The organism is Sphingomonas lenta (assembly GCF_002288825.1).
Classification (GTDB): domain Bacteria; phylum Pseudomonadota; class Alphaproteobacteria; order Sphingomonadales; family Sphingomonadaceae; genus Sphingomonas; species Sphingomonas lenta.
Genome location: NZ_NSLI01000001.1, coordinates 462,388 through 485,423 on the forward strand (window position 1 = coordinate 462,388; position 23,036 = coordinate 485,423).

A 23,036-nucleotide genomic window follows, 5' to 3' on the forward strand; every position below is an offset into this window, starting at 1 on the left:
TTATTGCCAGCTCGCCATCTTGGCTTCGAGGTTCACCCGCACCGCCTCGAAGAACTGCTCGGTCGTCATCCAGGGCTGGTCGGGGCCGATCAGGATGGCGAGGTCCTTGGTCATCTGGCCCTGCTCGACCGTCTGGACGCAGACGCGCTCCAGCGTTTCGGCGAAGCGGGTCACGTCCGGAGTGCCGTCGAACTTGCCGCGATACTTCAGGCCGCCCGTCCAGGCGAAGATCGACGCGATCGGGTTGGTGGAGGTCGCCTTGCCCTGCTGGTGCTGGCGGTAGTGGCGGGTGACGGTGCCGTGCGCGGCCTCCGCCTCGACGGTCTTGCCGTCCGGCGTCAGCAGCACGGAGGTCATGAGGCCGAGGCTGCCGAACCCTTGAGCCACCTGATCCGACTGCACGTCGCCGTCATAGTTCTTGCAGGCCCAGACGAACTCGCCCGACCACTTCAGCGCGGAGGCGACCATGTCGTCGATGAGGCGGTGCTCGTAGACCGCGCCTTTCTCCTTAAACTGGGGCGCGAACTCCGCGTCGAAGATCTCCTGGAAGATGTCCTTGAAGCGGCCGTCATAGGCCTTGAGGATCGTGTTCTTGGTCGAAAGGTAGAGCGGCCAGCCGCGGCCGAGCGCATAGTGCATCGACGCGCGCGCGAAGTCGCGGATCGAGTCGTCGAGGTTGTACATGCCCATCGCGACGCCCGCGGCGGGGAAGTCGTACACCTCGTGCTCGATCACCTGGCCGTCCGCGCCCTCGAACTTCATGGTGAGCTTGCCGGGACCGGGCACGCGGAAGTCGGTCGCGCGATACTGGTCGCCGAAGGCGTGGCGGCCGACGACGATCGGCTGCGTCCAGCCGGGGATCAGGCGGGGCACGTTCTTGATCACGATCGGCTCGCGGAAGATCACGCCGCCTAGGATGTTGCGGATCGTGCCGTTGGGCGACTTCCACATCTTCTTGAGGCCGAACTCCTGCACACGCGCCTCGTCGGGGGTGATGGTGGCGCACTTCACCGCCACGCCGTAGCGCTGCGTCGCCTTGGCGGCGTCGACGGTCACCTTGTCCTCGGTGCCGTCGCGGTGCTCGATGCCGAGGTCGTAGTAATCGAGCTCGATGTCGAGGTAGGGCTTGATCAGGCGCTCGCGGATCCACTCCCAGATGATCCGCGTCATTTCGTCGCCGTCCATCTCCACGACGGGCGTCTTCACCTTGATCTTGGCCATATTCTCTCGTCCTTGTGGGCGTTCGCGCGGGCTGTAGGAGGGAAGGGGGCGGGGATCAACCGGCAGCCCGGCCCGACTCGGGGCCGCCGTACCGCACGTTCCAAAGTTCAGTAAGTTCAGGCTACGTCATCGCGCTATTCGCCCCACGCGTTTCGAACCGGAGGGAAGCTGGGCGGCGGAGCGGGCGCGGGCGCAGGTCATGCGCCGATCGGAGCAGTACCGGCGCCTGTAGGACAGCCCCCACCCCGAGGTTGTGCCGCCGGCTAACCCCCGATAGACCGCGACGAATGGCATCAACCGAAAAGCCTCCGGTGGTCACGTCCACCGTGAAGTGGCGCTTCCCCGCCGTCCATCCCGAAGGCCTGAAGTTCGTCGGCATCTCCGCCGGGATCACGCTTCTCCTGACCTGGCTGGTCAGCCACGTCCTGTTCTGGCCGCTGGTCGGCGTGACGATCTGGGTCGCGGCGTTCTTCCGCGATCCCGTGCGCACCACGCCGACGGGGGAGGGGCTGATCGTCGCGCCCGCCGACGGGCTGATCACCATGATCGCGCGCGTCCCCGTGCCGCGCGAGATGGACGGGCCGAACGGCATCGCCGACCCGACGCGGGTGCGCGTGTCGATCTTCATGAGCGTGTTCGACGTCCACATCAACCGCAGCCCCGTCGCGGGCACGATCCGGCAGGTCGTCTACATCTCCGGCAAGTTCGTGAACGCGGACCTCGACAAGGCGTCGGACGAGAATGAGCGCCAGCTCTTCGTCGTCGAGGGGCTGGACGGCGAGCGCGTCGGCTTCACGCAGATCGCGGGGCTGGTCGCGCGGCGCATCCTCGGCTTCGTCAAGCCGGGCGACATGGTCGCGGCCGGCCAGCGCGTCGGCCTGATCCGCTTCGGCAGCCGCGTGGACGTGTACCTGCCCGACGACTACGCCCCGCAGGTGACGCTGGGCCAGCGCTCCATCGCCGGCGAGACGGTGATCGGGCGGCGCGGCGGCGCGCCCATCGGCGGCATCAGCCAATGATCCCGCCCAGATCCTCCAACCTACGCCCGCCCCGGCGTAGCCCCCGCGGCCTGCCGCTCCGGGCTGTCGCGCCCAACGCCATCACCGCACTCGCTTTGTGCGCCGGCCTATCGGGCGTGCGCTTCGCGATCGGCGGGCGTTGGGAACTCGCGGCGACGATGGTGGTGCTGGCGGGCGCGCTCGACGGCATCGACGGCCGCATCGCGCGGCTGCTGCGCGGCGAGAGCCGTTTCGGCGCGGAGCTCGATTCGCTCGCGGACGCGATCTCGTTCGGGGTCGCGCCCGCGCTGATCCTTTATCTCTGGTCGCTATCGCTGATCCAGCCGATCGGCTGGCTATGCGCGCTCATCTTCGCGGTGTTCTGCGCGCTCCGCCTCGCGCGGTTCAACGCGCGCATCGACGAGCAGGACCAGCCGCACAAGTCCGCCGGCTTCAACACCGGCATTCCCGCGCCCGCGGGGGCGGGGCTGGCGCTGACGCCATTGTTCCTGTGGCTGGTGACGGGCGAGGACACGTTGCGCTCGCCCTATCTCGTCGCGCCCTGGACGGCGCTGATCGCGCTGCTGATGGTGTCGAGCTTGGCGACCTTCTCGTGGAACTCGTTCCGCCTGAGACGGAACGTGAGGTTCGAGGCGCTGGCGCTCGTGGTGGTTATCTTCGCCGCGCTGGTGACCGCGCCCTGGGTGACGCTGAGCGCGGTGGCGCTCACCTATCTCGCAACGCTGCCCTTCAGCGTCGCGGCTTATGCGAAGGTCAGGCGACTTCGCGCAGGCGGCGGATCGGCTGCGGCACCGGAGCCGACGCCCAGCGGTTGACGCGGATGCGGCGCTCGGCGCGGGCCAGCTCGGCGAGCGGGGTAAAGCCCGGCTCCACGTTGCCGGCGGCGAGGCGCGCGATACGACGCCATTGCGGCACGATCATCGCCGCGATCACCGCGACGGAGAAGATGAAAGCGCCCGAGAAAATCACGACCCCCAAAACCGCAACCATGTCCGCACTCCCTGCATGTCGCGAACTTGTTCTGAAGCCCTAAACGGCTGAACCCGCGCGCTGTTCCCGTACCGGACCAAAAATTTCCGCTGTTCCGAGCGACTTAGGCCCGGAACCTCGAATCACCGTGGTCTGATCCTGTTCTGGTGCTGGTATGTTCCAGGAACGTTCCTGGCGTCAAGCGATTCGTTCCGCTTGCCCGGCCGCCGGTTTTCGTCTAGGCGCGCGGCCCTCAACCCCGCATGGGAAGCAACATAGCCCGGTGCGCCGGCCGTTTACGGCTCGCGTCATCCGCTTCCCAGAGGCTTAACCGGAAGGAGTTATCCCAATGGCGGCACCCGTCGTCACCATGCAGCAGCTTATCGAGACCGGCGCGCACTTCGGCCACCAGACGCATCGCTGGAACCCGAAGATGAAGCCCTACATCTTCGGCGACCGTAACGGCGTCCACATCCTCGACCTGTCGCAGACCGTGCCGCTCTTCGCGCGCGCCCTCGAATTTGTCAGCCAGACTGTCGCGTCCGGCGGCAAGGTCCTGTTCGTCGGCACCAAGCGCCAGGCGCAGGAGCCCGTCGCCGACGCCGCGCGCCGCGCGGGCCAGCACTTCGTCAACCACCGCTGGCTGGGCGGCATGCTCACCAACTGGAAGACGATCTCCGGCTCGATCAAGCGCCTGAAGTCGCTCGAGGAGCAGCTGGGCGGCGCCACCGCCGGCCTCACCAAGAAGGAGGTGCTCCAGCTCACCCGCGAGCGCGACAAGCTCGAGCTGTCGCTCGGCGGCATCCGCGACATGGGCGGCGTCCCCGACGTCATGTTCGTGATCGACGCGAACAAGGAGGAGCTGGCGATCAAGGAAGCGAACACGCTGGGCATTCCCGTCGTCGCCATCCTCGACTCGAACGTCTCGCCCGACGGCATCGCTTTCCCGGTGCCCGCCAACGACGACGCGAGCCGCGCGATCCGCCTCTACTGCGAGGCGATCGCCATCGCCGCCACCCGCGGCGGCCAGGAGCAGCAGCAGCGTCGCGGTGTCGACATCGGCGCGATGGACGCCCCGCCCGCCGAGGAGGCCCTCTCCGCCGAGCCGGAGGCCCCGGCCGCGGTGACCGAGCCCGAGATGGCGATGGAAGGCGAGCGTCAGATCGACGCCTAAACCCTGTCGCTGAACTGACACGCGGGCGGGGCAGGGCGCTTTCAGAGCGGCCGACTCCGCCCGCACTCACATTACCCATAGAAGGATCACGAACATGGCCGAGATCACGGCAGCGATGGTCAAGGACCTGCGCGAGAAGAGCGGCGCGGGCATGATGGATTGCAAAAAGGCGCTGAACGAGACCGCGGGCGACATGGACGCCGCGATGGACTGGCTGCGCACCAAGGGCCTCGCCGCCGCCGCCAAGAAGTCGAGCCGCACTGCGGCCGAGGGCCTGGTCGGCGTCGCCGTCTCCGGCACGCGCGGCGCGGCCGTCGAGGTCAACTCCGAGACCGACTTCGTCGCCAAGAACGAGCAGTTCCAGAACTTCGTCCGTGAGGTCACCCAGATCGCGCTGGCGCAGGGCGACGATCTGGAAGCGCTGAAGGGCGCGTCCATGCCGTCGGGCACCTCGGTCGCCGACGTGCTGACCAACAACATCGCCACGATCGGCGAGAACCAGACGCTTCGCCGCGCCAAGCAGCTCCAAGTGTCGAAGGGCGCGGTCGTGTCCTACGTCCACAATGCCACCGCGCCGGGCCTGGGCAAGATTGGCGTGCTCGTCGCGCTCGAGTCCGAGGCGCCGGAGGCCGCGCTCCAGGACCTCGGCAAGCAGCTGGCGATGCACATCGCCGCCGCCTTCCCGCAGGCGCTGAACGAGGAGGACCTGCCCGCCGACCTGATCGAGCGCGAGCGCGCCATCGCGCAGGAGAAGGCGGCCGAGTCCGGCAAGCCCGCCGACATCATCGCCAAGATGGTCGAGGGCAGCGTGGCCAAGTTCCGCAAGGAGCACGCGCTCGTCAGCCAGCTGTTCGTGATGGACGGCAAAACCAAGATCTCCGACGTCGTCGCCAAGGCCGGCAAGGACGCGGGCTCGACCATCACGCTTAAGGATTACGTCCGCTTCCAGCTGGGCGAGGGCATCGAGCGCGAGCAGTCTGACTTCGCCGCCGAGGTCGCCGCCGCGTCGGGCGTGTCGCAGAGCAAGCAGCCCGAGCCGACTGCTTAAGCTGATCGGGCCAGGGAAGGGCCGTCCCGGAACGATCCGGGGCGGCCCTTTTCGCGTCCCGCATGTAACGGTTGATACGGGCACACCCCCCGCCTAAGGTCCGCGCCGCTTCCTGCCCCGCAGCCTGAGTTCACATGTCCCACCGCCGCTTCAAACGCATCCTCCTGAAACTCTCGGGCGAGGTCCTGATGGGCCCCGGCCAGTTCGGCATCGACCCCGCCACCGTTGACCGCGTCGCGGGCGAGATCGCGGAGGCGAAGCAGGCCGGGCATGAGCTCTGCGTCGTCGTCGGCGGCGGCAACATCTTCCGCGGGCTGGCGGGCGCGGCCAAGGGCTTCGATCGCGCGAGCGCCGACTATATGGGCATGCTCGCGACCGTGATGAACGCGCTCGCCGTGCAGAACGCGCTGGAGAAGATCGGCGTCGACACGCGCGTCCAGTCCGCCATTCCCATGGCCAGCGTTTGCGAGCCCTATATCCGCCGCCGCGCCGAGCGGCACATGGAGAAGGGCCGCGTGGTCATCTTCGCGGCCGGCACCGGCAATCCCTTCTTCACCACCGACACCGCCGCCGCGCTCCGCGCCGCCGAGATGAACTGCGACGCGCTGTTCAAGGGCACCAGCGTCGACGGCGTGTACGACGCCGATCCCAAGAAGGTCGCCAATGCCAAGCGCTACGAGACGCTGACCTTCGGCCGGGTGCTGGCGGACGAGCTCCAGGTCATGGACGCCGCCGCCGTGGCGCTGTGCCGCGAGAACCGCATTCCAATAGTGGTGTTCAACATCCGCGACCACGGCGCGCTCGCGAGCGTGCTCAGCGGCGGCGGCACCTCCACCATCATTCAGAACCAACAGGAGCTAGCCGATGCCGGCGTATGACAAGGCCGACCTCGAACGCCGCATGGCGGGCGCCGTGGAGGCGCTGAAGCACGATCTGGGCGGGCTTCGCACCGGCCGCGCATCGACCGCGCTGCTCGATCCCGTAACCGTCGAGGTTTACGGCTCGCATATGCCCTTGAACCAGGTCGCCACTGTCTCCGCGCCGGAGCCGCGCATGTTGTCGGTGCAGGTCTGGGACAAGTCGAACGTCGGTCCCGTCGAGAAGGCGATCCGAAGCGCGGGGCTCGGCCTCAACCCGATCAACGACGGCCAGAGCCTGCGCTTGCCTATCCCGGATTTGACGGAGGAGCGCCGCAAGGAGCTCGCCAAGATCGCGGGCCAATATTCGGAAAAGGCCAAGATCGCGGTCCGCAACGTGCGGCGCGACGGCATGGACAGCCTTAAAGTCGACGAGAAGAAGGGCGTGTTCGGCGAGGACGAGCGCAAGCGGCACGAGAACGACATCCAGAAGCTGACCGACAAGACCATCGCCGACATCGACGCGGCCGCGCAGGCCAAGGAGAAGGAAATCCTGGGGCGGTGAGCTCGACGGCCGCCCAGGCCGCGGGTGCGCTCGCCGCGCCCGCCACGGGCACGATCCCGCGCCACGTCGCCATCATCATGGACGGCAACGGGCGCTGGGCGAAGAAGCGCTTCCTGCCCCGTTTCGCCGGCCACAAGGCGGGCGTGGAGGCGGTGCGCCGCGTCACCCGCGAAGCCCGCGCGATCGGCATCGAGGCGCTGACGCTCTACGCCTTTTCCTCCGAGAACTGGCGCCGGCCCGAGGAGGAGGTCAGCGACCTCATGGGCCTGCTCCGCCATTTCATCCGCTCCGACCTCGACGAGCTGGTGCGCGAGAATGTGCGCCTCCGTGTCATCGGCGACTATCGCCGCTTCGCGCCAGACGTGGTGGAGATGATCGACGACGCGGTCGCGCGCACCGGCGGCAATGACGGCCCGATCCTCGCCATCGCCTTGAACTACGGTGCGCAGGCCGAGCTCGCCGCCGCCGCCCGCCGCTGCGCCGCCAAGCTTCCGCCCGACCGGATCGACGAGGCCGCGATCGAGGCCGAGCTCCAGACGCGCGACCTGCCGCCGCTCGACCTCCTCATCCGCACGAGCGGGGAGCAACGGCTGTCCAACTTCCTCCTCTGGCAGGCGGCCTATGCCGAACTGCTCTTCGTCGACACGCTCTGGCCCGACTTCGACGAGGCGGCGCTGCGCGAGGCGGTCGCGGCGTTCGGCGGGCGCCAGCGCCGCTATGGAGGCCTGTGACCGAACCCGACCAGAAGTTCCGCACGCCGTCCAACCTGCGCCTCAGGATGGTCGCGAGCGTCGCGATGATCGCCGTGGCGACCCTGGCGCTCCTCCTCGGCGGCGTCCCCTTCTGGCTGCTCTGCGTCGTCATCTCGCTCCTGATGATGGCGGAGTGGGCCGACCTGTCGGGCGCGACCCAGCGCGAGAAGCGGACCGCGCAGTTCGCGCTCTCGGTCCCGCTCGCGCTCATGGCGCCCGCGTCGCTGATCCTGGAGAGCCGCTACTTCTTCACGCTCGGCCTCCTGATCGGCGCGGGCTTCTTCGTCGCCATCGTCACCCGCCGGACGCAGCTCGCGAGCGGCGTGATCTATTGCGGCCTGCCCGTGCTCGCCCTCGTGATCCTGCGCCGGGAGGAGGCGGGGCTGGTGCTCGCGCTCTGGTCGCTCGCGCTCGTCTGGGCGACCGACATCGGCGCGTTCTTCGCCGGCCGCACGCTCGGCGGCCCCAAGCTCGCCCCGCGCATCAGTCCGTCCAAAACCTGGTCGGGCTTGCTGGGCGGCGTCGCGCTCGCGGCGGCGCTGGGGGCGTTGCTGCACATGCGCGCCGGCCTGCCGTTCCGCCTCGCCGCCGCTACCCCGCTGCTGGCCGTGCTGGCGCAGCTCGGCGACCTGTTCGAGAGCAGCCTCAAGCGCCGCGCCGGCGTCAAGGACAGCGGCCACATCCTGCCCGGCCACGGCGGCGTGCTCGACCGGCTGGACGGCGTCGTGCCCGTCGCGCCCGTCGCGATGCTTCTGGTCCTCCTCCCCGGGCTGGCCGGGTGAGGACCGTCAGCATTCTGGGTGCGACCGGGTCGATCGGCACGTCCGCGCTCGACCTGATCGAACGCGCGCCCGACCGGTTCCGCGTCCGCGCGCTCACCGCCAATCGCGACGCCCGGGCGCTCGCCGCCGCCGCGATCCGTACGCGCGCCGAGCTCGCCGTCGTCGCCGACGAGGCGTGCCTGCCCGCGCTCCGCGAAGCGCTCGCCGGCACCGGCGTCGAGGCGGCGGGCGGACCTGCCGCGCTCGCCGACGCCGCGCGCCTGCCGGTCGACCTCACCGTCGCCGCCATCGTCGGCTGCGCCGGGCTGGAGCCCGTGCTCGCCGCGGTCGAGAACGGCGGCACGGTGGTGCTCGCCAACAAGGAGCCGCTCGTCTCCGCGGGCGACGTCATCCTCGACGCCGCCCGGCGCGGCGGCGCGACGTTGCTCCCGGCGGACTCCGAGCACAACGCCATCTTCCAGTGCTTCGACTTCCAACGCCCCGAGCGCGTCCGCCGCGTCATCCTGACCGCGAGCGGCGGGCCGTTCCGCGACTGGCCGCTCGACCGCATGGCCGCCGTCACGCCCCAACAGGCGGTGGCGCACCCCAACTGGTCCATGGGCGCCAAGATCTCCATCGACAGCGCCACGCTCATGAACAAGGGCCTGGAGCTGATCGAGGCCGCGCGCCTGTTCCCGATCGCGCACGAGCGGATCGAGGTCGTCGTCCATCGCCAGTCGATCATCCACAGCCTCGTCGATTACGTCGACGGCTCCGTACTCGCGCAGCTCGGGCCGTCGGACATGCGGACGCCGCTCGCCTATTGCCTCGCCTGGCCCGACCGCATGGCGACGCCGATGGAGCCGCTCGACCTGGTGCGGATAGGCCGGCTCGACTTCGAAGCGCCGGACCTCGAGCGCTTCCCCGCGCTCCGGCTCGCGCGCGAGGCGCTCGCGGCGGGCGGCGCCCGGCCCGCCATCCTCAACGCCGCCAACGAAGTCGCGGTGTCGGCATTTCTCGCTAACCGCGTTAATTTCCTAGAAATTGCCGCAATCGTAAATGATACGCTGGAACGGTACGACCCGCCCGCGCCTCAGACGCTCGAAGCCGTTCTCGCCGTCGATGCGCGGGCGAGGACGATCGCCGAGGCCAGGGTGGCCGTCTCCGCGTAAAGGACTCTCGTCTTTGCTTCAGTCCCCCGGCGTCCTGTTCACGGTCCTCGCCTTCGTCCTCGTGATCGGCCCGCTCGTCTTCGTGCACGAGATGGGTCACTACCTCGCCGGCCGCTGGTTCGGCGTCCATGCGGAGGCGTTCTCGATCGGTTTCGGCCGCGAGGTCGCGGGCTTCACCGACAAGCGCGGCACGCGCTGGAAGTTCGGCTGGCTGCCCTTGGGCGGCTACGTCAGGTTCGCGGGCGACATGAACCCGGCCAGCCAGCCCGACGCGGCGTGGCTCGCGCTTCCGCCGGAGCAGCGCGCGCGCACCTTCCAGGCTAAGCCCGTGTGGCAGCGCGCGATTATCGTCGCCGCCGGCCCGGTCGTGAACTTCCTGCTCGCCATGCTGATCCTGGGCGGCTTCGCGGTGGCCTATGGCGACGCGCGCACGCCCGCGACCGTGGGTGTGGTCGAGCAGGGCAGCGCCGCCGCGGCGGCCGGTCTGCGGCCGGGCGACCGCGTCGTCGCGCTGAACGGCCGCGAGGTCGAATATTTCGAGGATCTGGCGAGCTTCGCCAAGATCCATCCCGGCGAGCGCGTCCGCGTCGATTTCGTGCGCGACGGCGCGGCCGGGAGCACGGAGGCCGTGCTCGGCACGCGGCGCGAGCGCGACCGGTTCGGCAACGAATACCGGTTCGGACGGCTCGGCGTCGGGCCGTCCCGGCCCGTGATCGTCCCCGTTGGGCTCGCCGAAGCGCCCGTCGTCGCCGTGCGCCGCACGGGCGAGATCGTGCAGCTGATGGTCGAGACGCTAGGTCAGATCATCTCCGGCCGCCGTCCGATCAGCGAACTTGGCGGCCCGCTCCAGATCGCCAAGGTCTCGGGCGAGCAGCTCGCGCTCGGGCCGGAGGCGTTCGTGTTCCTGCTCGCGCTCGTGTCCATCAATCTGGGGTTCATCAACCTGCTGCCAGTCCCCATGCTGGATGGCGGTCACCTGCTCTTCTACGCGGTCGAGGCGGTGCGCCGCCGCCCGCTGGAGCCGCAGGTGCAGGAATGGGCGTTCCGCGGCGGATTGGCCGCGCTGCTCGCGTTGATGGTGCTGGTCACGTTCAACGATTTGGGCAGCTTCGGGCTGTGGAGGAACCTAGCCGACTTGATCGGCTGAACTTAGTGGGGCAGGGCGCCCCGCGGGGCGTAATTCAGGTTTGTTTGGCGGGGTGGGTTTAGTGGCCGTGATTTCCGATTCCCTTTTCGCGCGCGCGGGCGGTCTGCTGCTGGCGGGCACGATGCTGTCGGGCGTTCCCGCGTTCGCCCAGACCGCACCCGCCCAGCCGGCCGCGCCCGTACAGGCCCAGACCGCGCCTGCTCAGCCCCAAGCCACGCAAGCCGCGCCCGCGCAGGCGGAGCAGCGGATCGTCAAGTCGATCCGGGTGGAGGGGTCGCAGCGCATCGAGCCGGAGACGACGCTCTCCTATACCAAGCTGCGCATCGGCCAGCCCTACACCAACGAGATCGTCGACCAGGCGATCACCGACCTGCTCGGCTCCGACCTGTTCGCGGACGTGACGATCGCGGGCGTCGAGACGGGCGACCTCGTCATCCGTACGCGCGAGAACCCGATCATCAACCGCGTGATCCTGGAGGGCAATCGCCGGCTGAAGTCGGACAAGATCACCAAGGAGATCAAGCTCGCGCCGCGTCAGGTGTTCAGCCGCACCGCGGTGCGCCAGGACGTCGCGCGCATCGTCGAGCTCTATCGTCGCCAGGGCCGCTTCGCCGCCACGGTCGAGCCGCAGCTCGTCTCGCTCGACCAGAACCGCGTCGACATCGTCTTCGAGATCAGCGAAGGGCCGAAGTCCAAGGTCCGCCAGATCAACATCATCGGCAACGAGCAGTTCTCCGACGACGACCTGCGCGGGCAGATGGCGACCAAGCAGGCGCGCCTGTTCCGCTTCTTCTCGTCCAACACGTCCTATGATCAGGATCGGCTGGCCTATGACCAGCAAAAGCTCCGCCAGTTCTACCTGACGGAGGGTTACGCCGACTTCCGCGTGACCTCCGCGGTCGCGGAGCTGACGCCCGACAAGCGCGATTTCATCATCACCTACGTCGTCGAGGAGGGGCCGCGCTACAAGTTCGGCGACGTGACCGTCGACAGCGACATCCGCGACTTCAACAACGAAGCGCTCGCGCGCGCGCTGCCGATGAAGAAGGGCGACTGGTACAACGCCAAGTTCATCGAGGACTCGATCGACCAGCTCAGCCAATCGGCGGGCCTGTTCGGTTACGCCTTCACGGAGGTGAATCCCGAATTCCAGCGCGATCGTGAGAACCTCACGATGTCGATCAACTTCAACATCGCGCCCCAGCAGCGCACCTATGTCGAGCGCATCGACATCACGGGCAACACGCAGACGCAGGACAAGGTGATCCGCCGCGAGTTCCGCGTGGCGGAGGGCGACGCGTTCAACAGCTTCCAGGTCAAGCGCACCCAGGACCGCATCAACTCGCTCGGCTTTTTCCAGGACAAGTTCGAGATCAAGCAGACGCCGGGCGACACGCCCGACCGCATCATCCTGGAGGCGCCCGTCGAGGAGCGCTCGACCGGTGAGCTCCAGCTCTCCGCCGGCTTCTCGAGCCTGGAGCGGTTCATCATCCAGGCGGCGATCGCCCAGCGCAACTTCCGCGGCAAGGGCCAGGAGCTGCGCGCGAGCGTCAACTACTCCACCTATTCGAAGTCGGTCGAGCTCGGCTTCCAGGAGCCGTACCTGTTCGACAAGAACATCGCGGTCGGCGTCGATGTTTTCCGCCAGGACTTCAATTCGTTCAACTTCATCGGCAACGATCGCCAGACGACCTATGAGCAGACGCGCACCGGCTTTCAGCTGCGCACGGGCGTGCCGCTGACGGAATACTGGTCGCTCGCGGGGCGCTACGGCCTGTCTTATGACGAGGTGAGCCTCGACCAGGATCAGTTCTTCACCAATGGCCGGTGCGATCCGCTGCGCGCGGGCCGCTACATTTGCGAGCAGCTCGGCGAGCGCCTGACCTCGTCTATCGGCTTCTCGCTGATCCGCGATAGCCTTAACTCGCGCCTGCGTCCGACCGCGGGCGAGCGGCTCGTGCTCAACGCGGACTTCGCGGGCCTGGGCGGCGACGTGAAGTACATCCGCGGCACGGTGAACGCGTCCAAGTTCTGGAACGTGGGCCGCGGCTTCATCTTCTCGGTGCTGGGCGAGGGTGGTTACATCCACTCGTTCGAGGACAGCCGCGGGCCGGGCATCGACCGCGTGCGTATCATCGACCGCTTCTACCTGGGCGAGCCTAACTTCCGCGGCTTCGACATTCGCGGCGTCGGCCCGCGCGTGCTGCGCATCCCGTACACGGAAGACCCGGATACGGGTCAGCAGGTCCTGGTGACAGACCGCGACCAGATCGTCGACGACGCGCTCGGCGGCCGCGCTTACTATCTCGCCCGCGCCGAGTTGGAGATCCCGCTGGGCTCCGGCGCGCGCGAGCTCGGCCTTCGTCCGAGCGTTTACGTGCAGGCCGGCAGCCTGTTCAAGATCACGCGGCCGCTGCCCACCGTCGTTTTCCCGACCACGACCGACGCGAACGGCAACACGATCGTGCAGCCGCTGACCTTTCCGTTGCTGGACGCGTCGGGCAGGCAGCTCTACCTCTACACGCCTGCCGGCTCGAGCGCCGCGACGACGACGCTCTGCGCCGTCGGTGTCCCGGACGCCTCGGGCGCTTGCGTCGGAAGCACGCCGAACACGGTCGCGACGACGCAGCCCATCCCACCCTTCGCCGAGCGCTTCCTCGGCAATTCCGCCAAGCCGCGCCTGTCTGTCGGCTTCGGCGTGAACTGGAATTCGCCCTTCGGTCCGCTACGTATCGACATCGCCAGGGCCCTCCTCAAGCAGGAGGGCGACGACGACAAGCTCATCACCTTCAACGTGGGAACGCAGTTCTGATGACCTCCAAGAACCTCATGCTCGCCGCCGCGTTCGTCGCGCCGGCCGCCGTCGCCGCGCCCGCCCAGGCGCAGGTCGCCGGCATCGCCATCGCCGACGCGGAGGGCGCGATCCAGCGCTCGCGCGCGTTCCAGACCGCCGTCCAGCAGATCCAGACGCAGTACAAGACGCAGCTGGACCAGGCGAACACGCGCCGCCAGGCGCTCCAGAACGAGCTCCAGCCGCTGATCACGGCTTATCAGAACGCGACGCGCGCGCCCAACGCGACGCAGGCGAGCGTCGCCCCCGCCGCCCAGGCGCTGCAGACGCGCGAGCGCGCCGCGCAGCAGGAGCTCGCCCGCCTGACCGAGCCGGCGCAGCGCGCCCAGGCCTATGTCGTCGAGCAGATCGCGCGGCAGCTGAACACCGCCGTGCAGAACGCGGTGAAGACGCGCAACGTGCAGCTGCTCCTCACGCCGCAGGCCGCGCTGTTCGCGCAGCCCGCCGCCGACCTCACGCCGGCCATCGTGACCGAGCTCGACCGCCTCGTGCCCTCGGTCGGCATCACGCCGCCCGCGGGCTGGCAGCCGGGTCAGGCGGGCCAGCAGGCCGCCGCTCCCGCCGCGACGACGCCCGCGCCGGCCCAGCCCGCTAGCAATCAGCGTCGTAACCAGGGCCGCTGAGGATGGACGGCGAGGCAGGAGCGCGCGCGCTCGACATACGCGCCGTCATGGCGGCGCTCCCGCACCGCTACCCCATGCTCCTCGTCGACCGGGTCGAGGAGCTGGTGCTCGACGAGCGCATCGCCGCGATTAAGGCGGTCACGATCAACGAGGGCTTTTTCCAGGGGCACTTCCCCGGCCGGCCGATCATGCCGGGCGTGCTGATCGTCGAGGCGCTCGCGCAGGCCGCGGGCGTGCTCGCGGTCGAATCGCTGGAGCTCTCCGGCACGGGCAAGCTCGTCTACTTCATGGCGATCGACGAGGCAAAGTTCAGGAAACCCGTCGAGCCGGGCGTGCTGCTCCGCCTCGAAGCCGAGTTCGTGCAGAAGCGCGCCAAGGTCTGCAAGTTCGCGGGCCGCGCTAAGATCGACGGCCAAGTCGTTGCGGAAGCGCAGTTCACCGCGATGATCGCCGATCCGCCCGCCGCGCTTTGACTCGGAAGCCGCCCGCGTCTAGGGCGGCGCGTCCTTTGGCTGGTCGGAAACCAGCCGATCACAGGAGCTAGAAAATGAAGAAAGACACGCACCCCGACTATCACATGATCAAGGTGCAGATGACCGACGGCACCGTGTTCGAGACCCGCTCCACCTGGGGCAAGGAGGGCGACACGATGCAGCTCGACATCGACCCGCTCGCGCACCCGGCCTGGACCGGCGGCCGCGGCCAGATGCTCGACACGGGCGGCCAGGTGGCGCGCTTCAACAAGCGCTTCGGCGGACTGACGCTCAAGCGCGGTTAACCCGGAGATAACCACGGCGGTGTAGCATCTGCACCATGTTCGCCGCCGAATGGGAACTCGCCCAACTCGATCGCCGCCGCGCTCCTCGCGCGCCGGTCTCGCTCGATACGCAGCTCGGGCGGGGAGGGCTGGAACGCGCGCTCTGCCGCGTGCTCAACATCTCGACGCTAGGCGTCAAGCTCCAGACCTACTCGGCGCTCCGCCGCGGTAGGACGATCTGGCTTACGCTGCCCGGCCTGGGCCAGCGTGCGGCGGACGTGATCTGGGCCGACGACTTCACCGCCGGCTGCCAATTTCGCGAGCCGCTGACGCAGGAGCAGGTCGACACGCTCGCCGCGGAGAACCCGGCCTAAGCTGGCGGACAGGGTGGGATTCGAACCCACGGTACGCTTCTGCGCACGGCGGTTTTCAAGACCGCTGCCTTAAACCACTCGGCCACCTGTCCTCGCGACGCGACTTAGCGGCGGCGACGGTATGTGCAAGCGCCGCGACGAGCCGCCGTTCACCTGCGACTCGCGCTGTGGCACTGTGATCGCGGCTGTGGGGGCTCGTAGTACATGTCGCGTCGTTTTCGTCATTTCGCCTGGGCGGCTCTGCCGATCGTCCTGAGCGCCGGTCCTGCCCGTGCGCAGGACGAGAGTGGGTTCCAGAGCTATCTCCAGAGCGTCGGCCAGCGCGCGATCGCGCAGGGCGTGCGCCCGCAGACGGTGTACGCCGGCACCGCCGGCCTCACCTTCAATCCGCGCGTCGTCGAGCTCGACCGCGCGCAGCCCGGTCAGAGCACGTCGTCCAACAGCCCGCCGTCGCGCTTCGCGCCCTATCGCGCGAGCCACGTCGACGCGGCGCGCATCGGTCGCGGACGAACCAACTACGCCGCGCAACGCTCTCGCCTGGCGCAGATCGAGCGCGAGACGGGCGTACCTGGCTCGATCATGATGGCCATTTGGGGCCACGAGACGAATTACGGGAGCTATACCGGCAACTTCGACCTGCTGCGCAGCCTGGCGAGCCTCGGCTATGAGGGTCGCCGCCGCCAGCTGTTCGAGGGCGAGTTCATCGCCGCGCTCAAGATGATGGATCGCGGCGTGTCGCGCGATCAGCTCAAGGGCAGCTGGGCGGGCGCGACCGGCAACCCCCAGTTCCTGCCATCCGTCTACCTTCGCCTCGCGCGGGACGGCGACGGCGACGGGCGCGCGGATATTTGGGGCAGCTCCGCCGACACGCTCGCTTCGATCGGCAACTACTTCGTCAACGCCGGCTGGCGTCCCGGCCAGCCCTGGGGTTTGGCGGTCACCGTTCCGACCGGCTTCGACCGGTCCGGCATCCGCAACCGTCTCGTCTCGCCCCGCTGCCCCCGCGTCTTCGAGCGGCACAGCGGCTGGCGCACCATGGCCGAATGGCGCGCGCTCGGGATCACGCCGCAGGACAAGCCGTGGCCTAACGACACCGTGCTCGCTACGCTGGTCGAGCCCGACGGTCCGGGCGAGACCGCGTACCTCCTGACCGGCAACTATCGCGTCATCCTCGACTATAACTGCTCCAACCATTACGCGCTGTCGGTGGGCCTGCTCGCCGACGCGATCGCGCGCTGACCTTCAACCCTTGCCCACGGACACGTCCATGAGATCGCTTCTCGCCGCTCCCGTCTTCGCCGTCGCTTTCGCTTACCCGACGGTTGCCGTCGCGCCGCAATTCCAGACGGTGGCGCCCGTCGCCTATCTCGAGGACCTGTCCTCGGGCGCGGTGCTGTTCGAGCGCGACGCCGACCGCCGCATGCCGCCCGCGTCCATGGCGAAGATGATGACGGTCTACGTCGCCTTCGATCTTCTCAAGAAAGGCGAACTCAAGCTCGACCAGAAGTTCACCGTGCGGCCGGAGACCTGGCGCCAGTGGCACGGGCCGCAGGCGGGCTCGACCATGTTCCTGTCCGCCAACGAGCAGGTCAGCGTCGGCGACCTCCTGAACGGCATCGTCGTGCTGTCGGGCAACGACGCCTGCGTCGTGCTCGCCGAGGGCATCTCCGGTTCCGAGCAGGCGTTCGTCGAGCGTATGAACCGCAAGGCGCAGGAGCTGGGTCTCACCAATAGTCAGTTCGGCACGTCCAACGGCTGGCCCGACCAGGGCCGCACCTTCGTCACCGCGCGCGATCTCGCCAAGCTCGCCAAGGCGACGATTCAGGACCACCCGCAACTCTACAAGCAGTTCTACTCCCGCCGCGAGTTCACCTGGGGCAAGACGCTCGGCAGCGGCGCCGCCATTACCCAGCAGAACCGCGACCCGCTGCTCGGCGCGGTCGCGGGCGCGGATGGTCTCAAGACCGGCCACACCGAGGAGGCCGGTTACGGCTTCACCGGGTCGGCCGAGCAGAACGGCCGCCGGCTGGTCATGGTCATGGCCGGGCTGACGAGCTTCAATCAGCGCCGCGAGGAGTCGATCCGCTTCATGGATTGGGGCTTCCGCGCCTGGCAGGCCAAGCCGGTCGTCGCTAAGGGACGCGAGGTCACGACCGCCGACGTGCAGGGCGGCGACTCGAGCGAGGTCGGCCTCGTCGCGCCGAAGCAGCTCACCGTCACGCTGCCCGCCGGCGCCGCGCCGGAAATGGCGGCCCGCGTCGTGTACCAGGGCCCGATCAAGGCGCCGATCAAGGCCGGCCAACACGTCGCCGACCTCGTCGTTACCTCGCCCGACGTGCCCGCGCAGCGCCTGCCGCTCGTCGCGGCGAACGATGTGGAGGAGGCCGGCTTCTTCCGCCGTGCCTGGAACGGCCTCTTCTCTTTCTTCGGGTGACGAGCCCGGCAGACATCGTCGGCAAGTTCATCACGCTGGAGGGCGGGGAAGGGGCAGGCAAGTCGACCCAGGCCCGCCGTCTCGCCGCCGCGCTGGAGGAGCGCGGCCTGCGCGTGGTCCTTACGCGCGAGCCGGGCGGCAGCGAGGGCGCCGAGGCCGTGCGCGAGCTGCTGATGCAGGGCGACGAGCGCCGCTGGGGCCCGCGCGCCGAAGCGCTGCTGTTCGCCGCGGCGCGCGCCGACCATGTCGAGAAGCTGATCAGGCCCGCGCTGAAGGACGGCGCGTGGGTGATCTGCGACCGCTTCATCGACTCGACCCGCGCGTACCAGGGCGCGAGCGGGATCGAGGACGCCGCGATCCTGGCGCTGCACGCTTTCGGGTCCAAAGCGCTGCTGCCCGACCGCACGATCCTGCTGACGCTGCCGCCCGAGCGCGGCGTCGCTCGCGCGACGTTGCGCGACGGCGAGCGCGCCGACCGGTTCATCGCGCGCGACGCTGCGTTCCACGGCCGCGTCGCCGCCTGCTTCGATCACATCGCCGAGCACGAGCCCGAGCGCGTCCGCCGCGTCGACGCCGACTACGGCGCTGAGCGCGTCACCGAGGCGATCCTGACCGAGCTCGCCGACCTGCTGCCATGACGTCATTGGTCGGGCATGCCGCCGCGCAGCTCGCTTTCCTCTCGGCGCTGCGTAGCGGGACGCTGCACCACGCCTGGCTGCTCGCCGGACCCGAGGGCGTGGGCAAGGCGACCTTCGCGCACGCCGCCGCGCTCCGTCTGCTGGCGGAGGCGAGCGGCGGTCCGGAGCTGCCCCCGGGTCTGGACGTGCCCGCCAACCACCCGACGCGCAGCTTGGCCGAGGCGGGCTCGCATCCGGACCTCCGCGTGCTCACGCGCCTGACCAAGACGAGCGACACGGGTGCGGAGACCGTGGCGCGCTCGATCACGATCGATCAGGTCCGCGGCCTTCTGCCGATGTTCGCGACGACGCCGTCGCTCGGCGCCCGCCGTGTGGTCGTCATCGACGCGATCGACGACCTGGAGCGCGCCGGGGCGAACGCGCTGCTCAAGAGCTTGGAGGAGCCGCCCGCTGGCACCGTGTTCCTGCTCGTCAGCCACGCGCCCGGTCGGCTGCTGCCCACGATCCGATCGCGCTGTCGCACCGTGCGCTTCTCGCCGTTGCCCGAGGCCGAGGTGCGGCAGGTCCTCCGCAGCGCGCTGCCCGAAGCGGGCGAGGAGGAGCTCGCCGCGACCGCGCGCGCCGGGGAAGGCGCACCGGGCCGCGCGCTCCGCTTCGCCGGCCTCGATGTCGCCGGACTGGACGCCGCGATCGAGCGGCTGATGCGCCAAGGCGACCCGAGCAACGCCGAGCGGGTGAAGCTCGCCCAGGCGCTGTCGGGCAAGTCGGCGCAGGCCCGCTACGAGGCGTTCCTCGACCGCGCGCCCGCCGCCATCGCCGCCGAGGCGCGCACTCGCACCGGCCCCGCGCTCCGCGCCGCGCTCGACGCGCACCGCGACGCCCGAGACCTCGCCGGCTCCGCGCTCGGCCTCTCGCTGGACGCGCAGGCGACGGTGTTCGAGATGGGGACCATCCTCGCCCGGCTGGCTTCCCCCGCCTGACGCTCTCCGTTAGGGGCATGACCGATGGCCGACCCTTTCTACATCACCACCGCGATCAGCTACCCCAACGGCCGCCCGCACATCGGCCACGCCTATGAAGCGATCGCGGCCGACGCGATCGCGCGCTTTCAGCGCCAGGCGGGCTGCGACGTGCGTTTTCAGACGGGCACCGACGAGCACGGGCTCAAGATGGTTCAGGCCGCGCGCGCCGCGGACAAACCGGTCGCCGAGCTGGCGAGCGAAATGTCGGGCCTGTTCAAGGCAATGTGCGACGATTTGAATGTCTCGTACGATCGCTTCATCCGCACTACCGAGCCGGAGCACCACGCCGCCAGTCAGGCGCTCTGGCGCGCGATGGAGGAGCGCGGCGACCTGTACCTCGACCGCTACGAAGGCTGGTACTCGGTCCGCGACGAGGCCTTCTACGACGAGAAGGAACTGATCGAGGGTGAGGGCGGCGAGAAGCTGTCGTCTCAAGGCACGCCCGTCGAGTGGACCGTCGAGGAGAGCTGGTTCTTCCGCCTCTCCAAGTACCAGCAGCCGCTGCTCGACCTGTACAGCAGCAACCCCGACTTCGTTCGGCCGGAGAGCCGCCGCAACGAGGTGATGCGTTTCGTCGAGGGCGGGCTGTCCGACCTGTCCGTATCGCGGACCAGCTTCGACTGGGGCGTGCCGGTGCCGGGCTCGCCGGGGCACGTCATGTATGTCTGGGTCGACGCGCTGACCAACTACATCACCGGCGCGGGCTATCCGGAGCAGGGAGGCGACTGGCGCTACTGGCCCGCCGACCTCCACCTGATCGGCAAGGACATCGTCCGCTTCCACACCGTCTATTGGCCCGCGTTCCTGATGTCCGCGGGCGTGCCGACGCCCAAATCGGTTTTCGGCCACGGCTTCCTGCTCCACCGCGGCGAGAAGATGTCGAAGTCGCTCGGCAACGTCGTCGATCCGGCGGACCTCGCGAACGCGTTCGGCGTGGACGCGCTCCGCTACTTCCTGCTGCGCGAGGTCAGCTTCGGGCAGGACGGCAGCTACTCGGCCGAGGCGATCGTCACGCGCGTCAACGCGGAGCTCGCCAACAGCTTCGGCAATCTGGCGCAGCGCACCTTGTCGTTCATCGCCAAGAACTTGGACGGCGAGCTTCCCGGTGTTGGCAAGGTCGGTCCAGTCGACGCGCTGCTGATCGAGGAGGTGATCGTCGCCTGCGCGGGCCTTAAGACCGCGTTCGAGGACCTGCTGCTGAGTCAAGGCGTCGAGGCCTGGCTGCGCGGCGTGTTCGCCTGCAACCAATATATCGACCTTCAGGCGCCCTGGGCGTTGCGCAAGACTGATCCCGAGCGCATGCACGCGGTGCTGCGCACGCTGGTGCGCGCGATTCGCATGCTTGCCATCGCCATCCTGCCCGTCATTCCGGAGGCTGCTGGCAAGGTGCTCGACCAGATTGGCGCGACCGAACGCGACCATGCCGCGATCGACGACGAGAGCTGGTACGATACCCACACCGCGACCGGCTTCCGCATCGCTCCGCCGACACCCGTCTTCCCGCGGCTCGAGCTGCCGGCAGGGGAGGGCTGATGCTCGCCGACAGCCACTGCCACCTGAACTACAAGGGACTAGTCGAGGAGCAGCAGGCGGTGCTCGAGCGCGCCCGCGTGCGCGGCGTCACCGCCATGCTCAACATCTCGACGCGCCGGAGCGAGTGGGACGACGTGATCGGCGTCGCCGAGCGCGAGCCGGACGTGTGGGCCACGGTCGGCATCCACCCGCACGAGGCGGACAAGCACCCGGACGTCGATACGGCCAAGCTCGTCGAGCGCGCGCAACACCCGCGAGTCGTCGGCCTGGGCGAGAGCGGGCTCGACTACTATTACGACCGCTCCGACCGGGAACAGCAACAGGCGAGCTTTCGCGCCCATATCGCCGCCGCGCGCGAGACGGGGCTGCCGCTCGTCGTCCACACGCGCGACGCGGAGGAGGACACGGCGGCGATCTTAGCCGACGAGCTGGGGAAGGGGAGTTACCCCGGCGTCATCCACTGCTTCACCGGCACGGGCGCGTTCGCCGACACGTGTCTGGACCTCGGCTTCTACATCTCCATCTCCGGCATCGTGACGTTCAAGAACGCGCGCGAGCTGCAGGAGACGGCGGCGCGGATCCCGATTGAGCGGCTGCTGATCGAAACCGATGCGCCGTTCCTCGCCCCCGTGCCGCACCGGGGCAAGACGGGCGAGCCGAGCTTCGTCGCCGACACCGCCGCCTTCCTTGCCCGATTGCGTGGGCAGGACGAAACGGAGCTGCGCGAGCGGACCGCGCGAAACTTTCACGATCTGTTCTCCAAGACGGGCAGGTGAGGGCGCGCATCCTCGGCTCCGGCACGTCGTCGGGCGTGCCGCGCATCGGCAACGACTGGGGCGCGTGCGATCCGAACGAGCCGAAGAACCGTCGCACGCGCGCGTCGCTGCTGATCGAGCATGACGGCGTGCGCGTGCTGGTCGACACGAGCCCGGACATGCGCGAGCAGCTGCTGGCGGCCGACGTGGCCGAGCTCGACGCGGTAATTTGGACTCACGATCACGCCGACCACTGCCACGGCATCGATGACCTGCGTCAAGTGTTCCACGCGCTGGGTCGCCCGGTGATCGGTTATGCGCGGCGTGAGGTGCTCGACGTGCTGCGGTCGCGGTTCGGCTACGTCTTCGAGGGCAAGACGGGCTACCCGGCGACCGTCGAACCGCGCGCCTTGCCGGACAGCTTGGAACTGAACGGCCTGACGATCGGCGTCCGCGAGCAGCCGCACGGCTGGTCGCGCTCGGAGGGGCTGCGGATGGAGGCGGACGGGTTCGCGATCGGCTACGCGACCGACATCAGCGCGATGACGGACGAGCTGCGCGAGCACTATGCCGGGCTGGACGTCTGGATCGTGGATGCGCTGCGCAAGAAGCCGCACCCGAGCCACGCCGACTTGCCGACCGTGCTCGGCTGGGTCGAGGAGCTGCGGCCCAAGCGCACCATCCTGATCCACATGGACCAATCGATGGACTACGCCTCGCTCGTCGCGGAGCTGCCGCCCGGCGTCGAACCGGGCTATGACGGGCTGGAGGTCCACGCATGAACGACACCGCCCAGTTCTTGGCTCTGGCGCTGATGCTGCTCCTGCCGCTGTCGGCGCTGATCGCACGGCGGCCGCCGCTCGGGCAGACAGTCAAGTTCGCGCTCGCCTGGATCGCGGTGTTCGCGGTCGGGCTGCTGCTGGTCAGCCAGTTCGACCGGCTGCCGAGCCTCAGGACGCTGCTCTACGACCAGCAGGTCGTCGGTCAGGAGACGCGCATCCGAATGAGCGAGGACGGGCACTTCTACGCCGACGTGTCGATCAACGGCGTCGAGCGCCGGATGCTGATCGACAGCGGCGCGACGATCACGGCGCTGTCGCAGGAAACGGCGCGGGCGGCCGGCATCGATACGGAGAGCGCGATGTTCCCGGTCGCGCTCGACACCGCCAACGGCGTAGTCGAGGCGAAGCGCGGGCGCGCGGAGACGGTGCGCGTCGGCTCGATCTCCACGCGCGACCTGGGCGTGGTCGTCTCGCCGGCGTTCGGCGAGACGGACGTGCTCGGCATGAACTTCCTGTCGCGGCTGGGGTCGTGGCGGGTGGAGCGGCGCAGCCTGATCCTGACCCCGTCCAACCAGGAGTGAG

At 69.0% G+C, this 23,036-nt stretch carries 25 protein-coding genes and 1 tRNA gene; 23 read left to right on the forward strand and 3 right to left on the reverse strand.

What is annotated here, in order from left to right:
• Positions 1 to 1,221 (reverse strand): NADP-dependent isocitrate dehydrogenase, encoded by a 1,221-nt coding sequence (locus tag CKY28_RS02165; RefSeq protein WP_095996680.1) that lies wholly within the window; start codon positions 1,219 to 1,221, stop codon positions 1 to 3.
• A gap of 287 nt (positions 1,222 to 1,508) precedes the next feature.
• Between CKY28_RS02165 and CKY28_RS02170 the strand changes: the two genes are divergently transcribed.
• Positions 1,509 to 2,240, forward strand: a complete 732-nt coding sequence (locus tag CKY28_RS02170; RefSeq protein WP_095996681.1) for a phosphatidylserine decarboxylase — start codon at positions 1,509 to 1,511, stop codon at positions 2,238 to 2,240.
• Positions 2,237 to 3,055, forward strand: a complete 819-nt coding sequence (locus CKY28_RS02175) for a CDP-alcohol phosphatidyltransferase family protein (protein WP_095996682.1) — start codon at positions 2,237 to 2,239, stop codon at positions 3,053 to 3,055. Before CKY28_RS02170 ends, CKY28_RS02175 begins: the two co-directional genes overlap by 4 nt.
• Here CKY28_RS02175 and CKY28_RS02180 read toward each other — a convergent pair.
• On the reverse strand, positions 2,994 to 3,230 hold the full coding sequence (locus CKY28_RS02180; protein WP_095996683.1) for a hypothetical protein: 237 nt from the start codon (positions 3,228 to 3,230) through the stop codon (positions 2,994 to 2,996). The genes CKY28_RS02175 and CKY28_RS02180 overlap by 62 nt on opposite strands.
• A 328-nt stretch (positions 3,231 to 3,558) precedes the next feature.
• Between CKY28_RS02180 and rpsB the strand changes: the two genes are divergently transcribed.
• From rpsB to CKY28_RS02245, 13 genes are all read left to right on the forward strand, one after another.
• Entirely contained in the window at positions 3,559 to 4,383 is an 825-nt protein-coding gene (gene rpsB / locus CKY28_RS02185; RefSeq protein ID WP_095996684.1) for a 30S ribosomal protein S2, read from the forward strand.
• A gap of 94 nt (positions 4,384 to 4,477) precedes the next feature.
• Positions 4,478 to 5,431, forward strand: coding sequence for a translation elongation factor Ts (gene tsf / locus CKY28_RS02190; RefSeq protein WP_095996685.1), 954 nt, complete (start codon positions 4,478 to 4,480; stop codon positions 5,429 to 5,431).
• A gap of 134 nt (positions 5,432 to 5,565) precedes the next feature.
• Complete coding sequence (pyrH, locus tag CKY28_RS02195; protein WP_095996686.1) at positions 5,566 to 6,309, forward strand: UMP kinase; 744 nt, start codon at positions 5,566 to 5,568, stop codon at positions 6,307 to 6,309.
• On the forward strand, positions 6,296 to 6,853 hold the full coding sequence (gene frr / locus CKY28_RS02200) for a ribosome recycling factor (RefSeq protein WP_095996687.1): 558 nt from the start codon (positions 6,296 to 6,298) through the stop codon (positions 6,851 to 6,853). Before pyrH ends, frr begins: the two co-directional genes overlap by 14 nt.
• On the forward strand, positions 6,850 to 7,584 hold the full coding sequence (gene uppS / locus CKY28_RS02205; protein WP_095996688.1) for a polyprenyl diphosphate synthase: 735 nt from the start codon (positions 6,850 to 6,852) through the stop codon (positions 7,582 to 7,584). The genes frr and uppS overlap by 4 nt, the downstream gene beginning before the upstream one ends.
• A 47-nt stretch (positions 7,585 to 7,631) precedes the next feature.
• Positions 7,632 to 8,387, forward strand: coding sequence for a phosphatidate cytidylyltransferase (locus tag CKY28_RS02210; protein WP_095996897.1), 756 nt, complete (start codon positions 7,632 to 7,634; stop codon positions 8,385 to 8,387).
• A complete protein-coding gene (locus CKY28_RS02215; protein WP_095996689.1) occupies positions 8,384 to 9,538 on the forward strand; it encodes a 1-deoxy-D-xylulose-5-phosphate reductoisomerase in 1,155 nt (384 codons plus the stop codon). Before CKY28_RS02210 ends, CKY28_RS02215 begins: the two co-directional genes overlap by 4 nt.
• Before the next feature lie 13 nt (positions 9,539 to 9,551).
• On the forward strand, positions 9,552 to 10,685 hold the full coding sequence (locus CKY28_RS02220; protein ID WP_095996690.1) for a M50 family metallopeptidase: 1,134 nt from the start codon (positions 9,552 to 9,554) through the stop codon (positions 10,683 to 10,685).
• 121 nt (positions 10,686 to 10,806) lie between these two features.
• Positions 10,807 to 13,497 carry an outer membrane protein assembly factor BamA gene (gene bamA, locus CKY28_RS02225; RefSeq protein ID WP_095996898.1) on the forward strand — a complete coding sequence of 897 codons (2,691 nt, stop codon included), beginning with the start codon at positions 10,807 to 10,809 and terminating at the stop codon, positions 13,495 to 13,497.
• Positions 13,497 to 14,159 carry an OmpH family outer membrane protein gene (locus CKY28_RS02230; protein ID WP_245841507.1) on the forward strand — a complete coding sequence of 221 codons (663 nt, stop codon included), beginning with the start codon at positions 13,497 to 13,499 and terminating at the stop codon, positions 14,157 to 14,159. Before bamA ends, CKY28_RS02230 begins: the two co-directional genes overlap by 1 nt.
• Before the next feature lie 2 nt (positions 14,160 to 14,161).
• Positions 14,162 to 14,632, forward strand: coding sequence for a 3-hydroxyacyl-ACP dehydratase FabZ (gene fabZ / locus CKY28_RS02235; protein WP_095996691.1), 471 nt, complete (start codon positions 14,162 to 14,164; stop codon positions 14,630 to 14,632).
• 74 nt (positions 14,633 to 14,706) lie between these two features.
• Positions 14,707 to 14,937, forward strand: coding sequence for a 50S ribosomal protein L31 (rpmE, locus tag CKY28_RS02240; RefSeq protein WP_095996692.1), 231 nt, complete (start codon positions 14,707 to 14,709; stop codon positions 14,935 to 14,937).
• A gap of 35 nt (positions 14,938 to 14,972) precedes the next feature.
• Positions 14,973 to 15,290, forward strand: a complete 318-nt coding sequence (locus CKY28_RS02245) for a PilZ domain-containing protein (protein WP_095996693.1) — start codon at positions 14,973 to 14,975, stop codon at positions 15,288 to 15,290.
• Positions 15,291 to 15,292: 2 nt separating this feature from the next.
• Here CKY28_RS02245 and CKY28_RS02250 read toward each other — a convergent pair.
• Positions 15,293 to 15,382, reverse strand: a tRNA-Ser gene (locus tag CKY28_RS02250).
• A 112-nt stretch (positions 15,383 to 15,494) separates the two neighbouring features.
• Between CKY28_RS02250 and CKY28_RS02255 the strand changes: the two genes are divergently transcribed.
• The 8 genes from CKY28_RS02255 to CKY28_RS02290 are packed head-to-tail and all read left to right on the forward strand — an operon-like array spanning position 15,495 to position 23,035.
• A complete protein-coding gene (locus tag CKY28_RS02255) occupies positions 15,495 to 16,529 on the forward strand; it encodes a lytic murein transglycosylase (protein ID WP_095996694.1) in 1,035 nt (344 codons plus the stop codon).
• 28 nt (positions 16,530 to 16,557) lie between these two features.
• A complete protein-coding gene (locus CKY28_RS02260; protein ID WP_095996900.1) occupies positions 16,558 to 17,724 on the forward strand; it encodes a D-alanyl-D-alanine carboxypeptidase family protein in 1,167 nt (388 codons plus the stop codon).
• Positions 17,721 to 18,362: a dTMP kinase gene (gene tmk / locus CKY28_RS02265; protein WP_095996695.1), complete on the forward strand. Its 642-nt coding sequence runs from the start codon at positions 17,721 to 17,723 to the stop codon at positions 18,360 to 18,362. The genes CKY28_RS02260 and tmk overlap by 4 nt, the downstream gene beginning before the upstream one ends.
• Positions 18,359 to 19,342, forward strand: a complete 984-nt coding sequence (locus tag CKY28_RS02270) for a DNA polymerase III subunit delta' (protein WP_095996696.1) — start codon at positions 18,359 to 18,361, stop codon at positions 19,340 to 19,342. Before tmk ends, CKY28_RS02270 begins: the two co-directional genes overlap by 4 nt.
• 24 nt (positions 19,343 to 19,366) lie before the next feature.
• Complete coding sequence (metG, locus tag CKY28_RS02275) at positions 19,367 to 20,917, forward strand: methionine--tRNA ligase (protein WP_095996697.1); 1,551 nt, start codon at positions 19,367 to 19,369, stop codon at positions 20,915 to 20,917.
• Complete coding sequence (locus tag CKY28_RS02280) at positions 20,917 to 21,693, forward strand: TatD family hydrolase (RefSeq protein WP_095996698.1); 777 nt, start codon at positions 20,917 to 20,919, stop codon at positions 21,691 to 21,693. The genes metG and CKY28_RS02280 overlap by 1 nt, the downstream gene beginning before the upstream one ends.
• Positions 21,690 to 22,454, forward strand: a complete 765-nt coding sequence (locus CKY28_RS02285; RefSeq protein ID WP_095996699.1) for an MBL fold metallo-hydrolase — start codon at positions 21,690 to 21,692, stop codon at positions 22,452 to 22,454. The genes CKY28_RS02280 and CKY28_RS02285 overlap by 4 nt, the downstream gene beginning before the upstream one ends.
• The gene (locus CKY28_RS02290) at positions 22,451 to 23,035 is read left to right on the forward strand and encodes a retropepsin-like aspartic protease family protein (RefSeq protein WP_095996700.1); all 585 of its coding nucleotides are present in this window, start codon (positions 22,451 to 22,453) and stop codon (positions 23,033 to 23,035) included. The genes CKY28_RS02285 and CKY28_RS02290 overlap by 4 nt, the downstream gene beginning before the upstream one ends.
• Position 23,036 lies beyond the last annotated feature (1 nt).

What these genes read in the sequence shown, in the direction of transcription:
- CKY28_RS02165 (WP_095996680.1), bottom strand. Translation starts at nt 1,221, where the DNA reads ATGGCCAAGATCAAGGTGAAGACGCCCGTCGTGGAGATGGACGGCGAC.
- CKY28_RS02170 (WP_095996681.1), top strand. Translation starts at nt 1,509, where the DNA reads ATGGCATCAACCGAAAAGCCTCCGGTGGTCACGTCCACCGTGAAGTGG.
- CKY28_RS02175 (WP_095996682.1), top strand. Translation starts at nt 2,237, where the DNA reads ATGATCCCGCCCAGATCCTCCAACCTACGCCCGCCCCGGCGTAGCCCC.
- CKY28_RS02180 (WP_095996683.1), bottom strand. Translation starts at nt 3,230, where the DNA reads ATGGTTGCGGTTTTGGGGGTCGTGATTTTCTCGGGCGCTTTCATCTTC.
- rpsB (WP_095996684.1), top strand. Translation starts at nt 3,559, where the DNA reads ATGGCGGCACCCGTCGTCACCATGCAGCAGCTTATCGAGACCGGCGCG.
- tsf (WP_095996685.1), top strand. Translation starts at nt 4,478, where the DNA reads ATGGCCGAGATCACGGCAGCGATGGTCAAGGACCTGCGCGAGAAGAGC.
- pyrH (WP_095996686.1), top strand. Translation starts at nt 5,566, where the DNA reads ATGTCCCACCGCCGCTTCAAACGCATCCTCCTGAAACTCTCGGGCGAG.
- frr (WP_095996687.1), top strand. Translation starts at nt 6,296, where the DNA reads ATGCCGGCGTATGACAAGGCCGACCTCGAACGCCGCATGGCGGGCGCC.
- CKY28_RS02210 (WP_095996897.1), top strand. Translation starts at nt 7,632, where the DNA reads ATGGTCGCGAGCGTCGCGATGATCGCCGTGGCGACCCTGGCGCTCCTC.
- bamA (WP_095996898.1), top strand. Translation starts at nt 10,807, where the DNA reads ATGCTGTCGGGCGTTCCCGCGTTCGCCCAGACCGCACCCGCCCAGCCG.
- CKY28_RS02230 (WP_245841507.1), top strand. Translation starts at nt 13,497, where the DNA reads ATGACCTCCAAGAACCTCATGCTCGCCGCCGCGTTCGTCGCGCCGGCC.
- fabZ (WP_095996691.1), top strand. Translation starts at nt 14,162, where the DNA reads ATGGACGGCGAGGCAGGAGCGCGCGCGCTCGACATACGCGCCGTCATG.
- rpmE (WP_095996692.1), top strand. Translation starts at nt 14,707, where the DNA reads ATGAAGAAAGACACGCACCCCGACTATCACATGATCAAGGTGCAGATG.
- CKY28_RS02245 (WP_095996693.1), top strand. Translation starts at nt 14,973, where the DNA reads ATGTTCGCCGCCGAATGGGAACTCGCCCAACTCGATCGCCGCCGCGCT.
- CKY28_RS02255 (WP_095996694.1), top strand. Translation starts at nt 15,495, where the DNA reads ATGTCGCGTCGTTTTCGTCATTTCGCCTGGGCGGCTCTGCCGATCGTC.
- CKY28_RS02260 (WP_095996900.1), top strand. Translation starts at nt 16,558, where the DNA reads ATGAGATCGCTTCTCGCCGCTCCCGTCTTCGCCGTCGCTTTCGCTTAC.
- CKY28_RS02270 (WP_095996696.1), top strand. Translation starts at nt 18,359, where the DNA reads ATGACGTCATTGGTCGGGCATGCCGCCGCGCAGCTCGCTTTCCTCTCG.
- metG (WP_095996697.1), top strand. Translation starts at nt 19,367, where the DNA reads ATGGCCGACCCTTTCTACATCACCACCGCGATCAGCTACCCCAACGGC.
- CKY28_RS02280 (WP_095996698.1), top strand. Translation starts at nt 20,917, where the DNA reads ATGCTCGCCGACAGCCACTGCCACCTGAACTACAAGGGACTAGTCGAG.
- CKY28_RS02290 (WP_095996700.1), top strand. Translation starts at nt 22,451, where the DNA reads ATGAACGACACCGCCCAGTTCTTGGCTCTGGCGCTGATGCTGCTCCTG.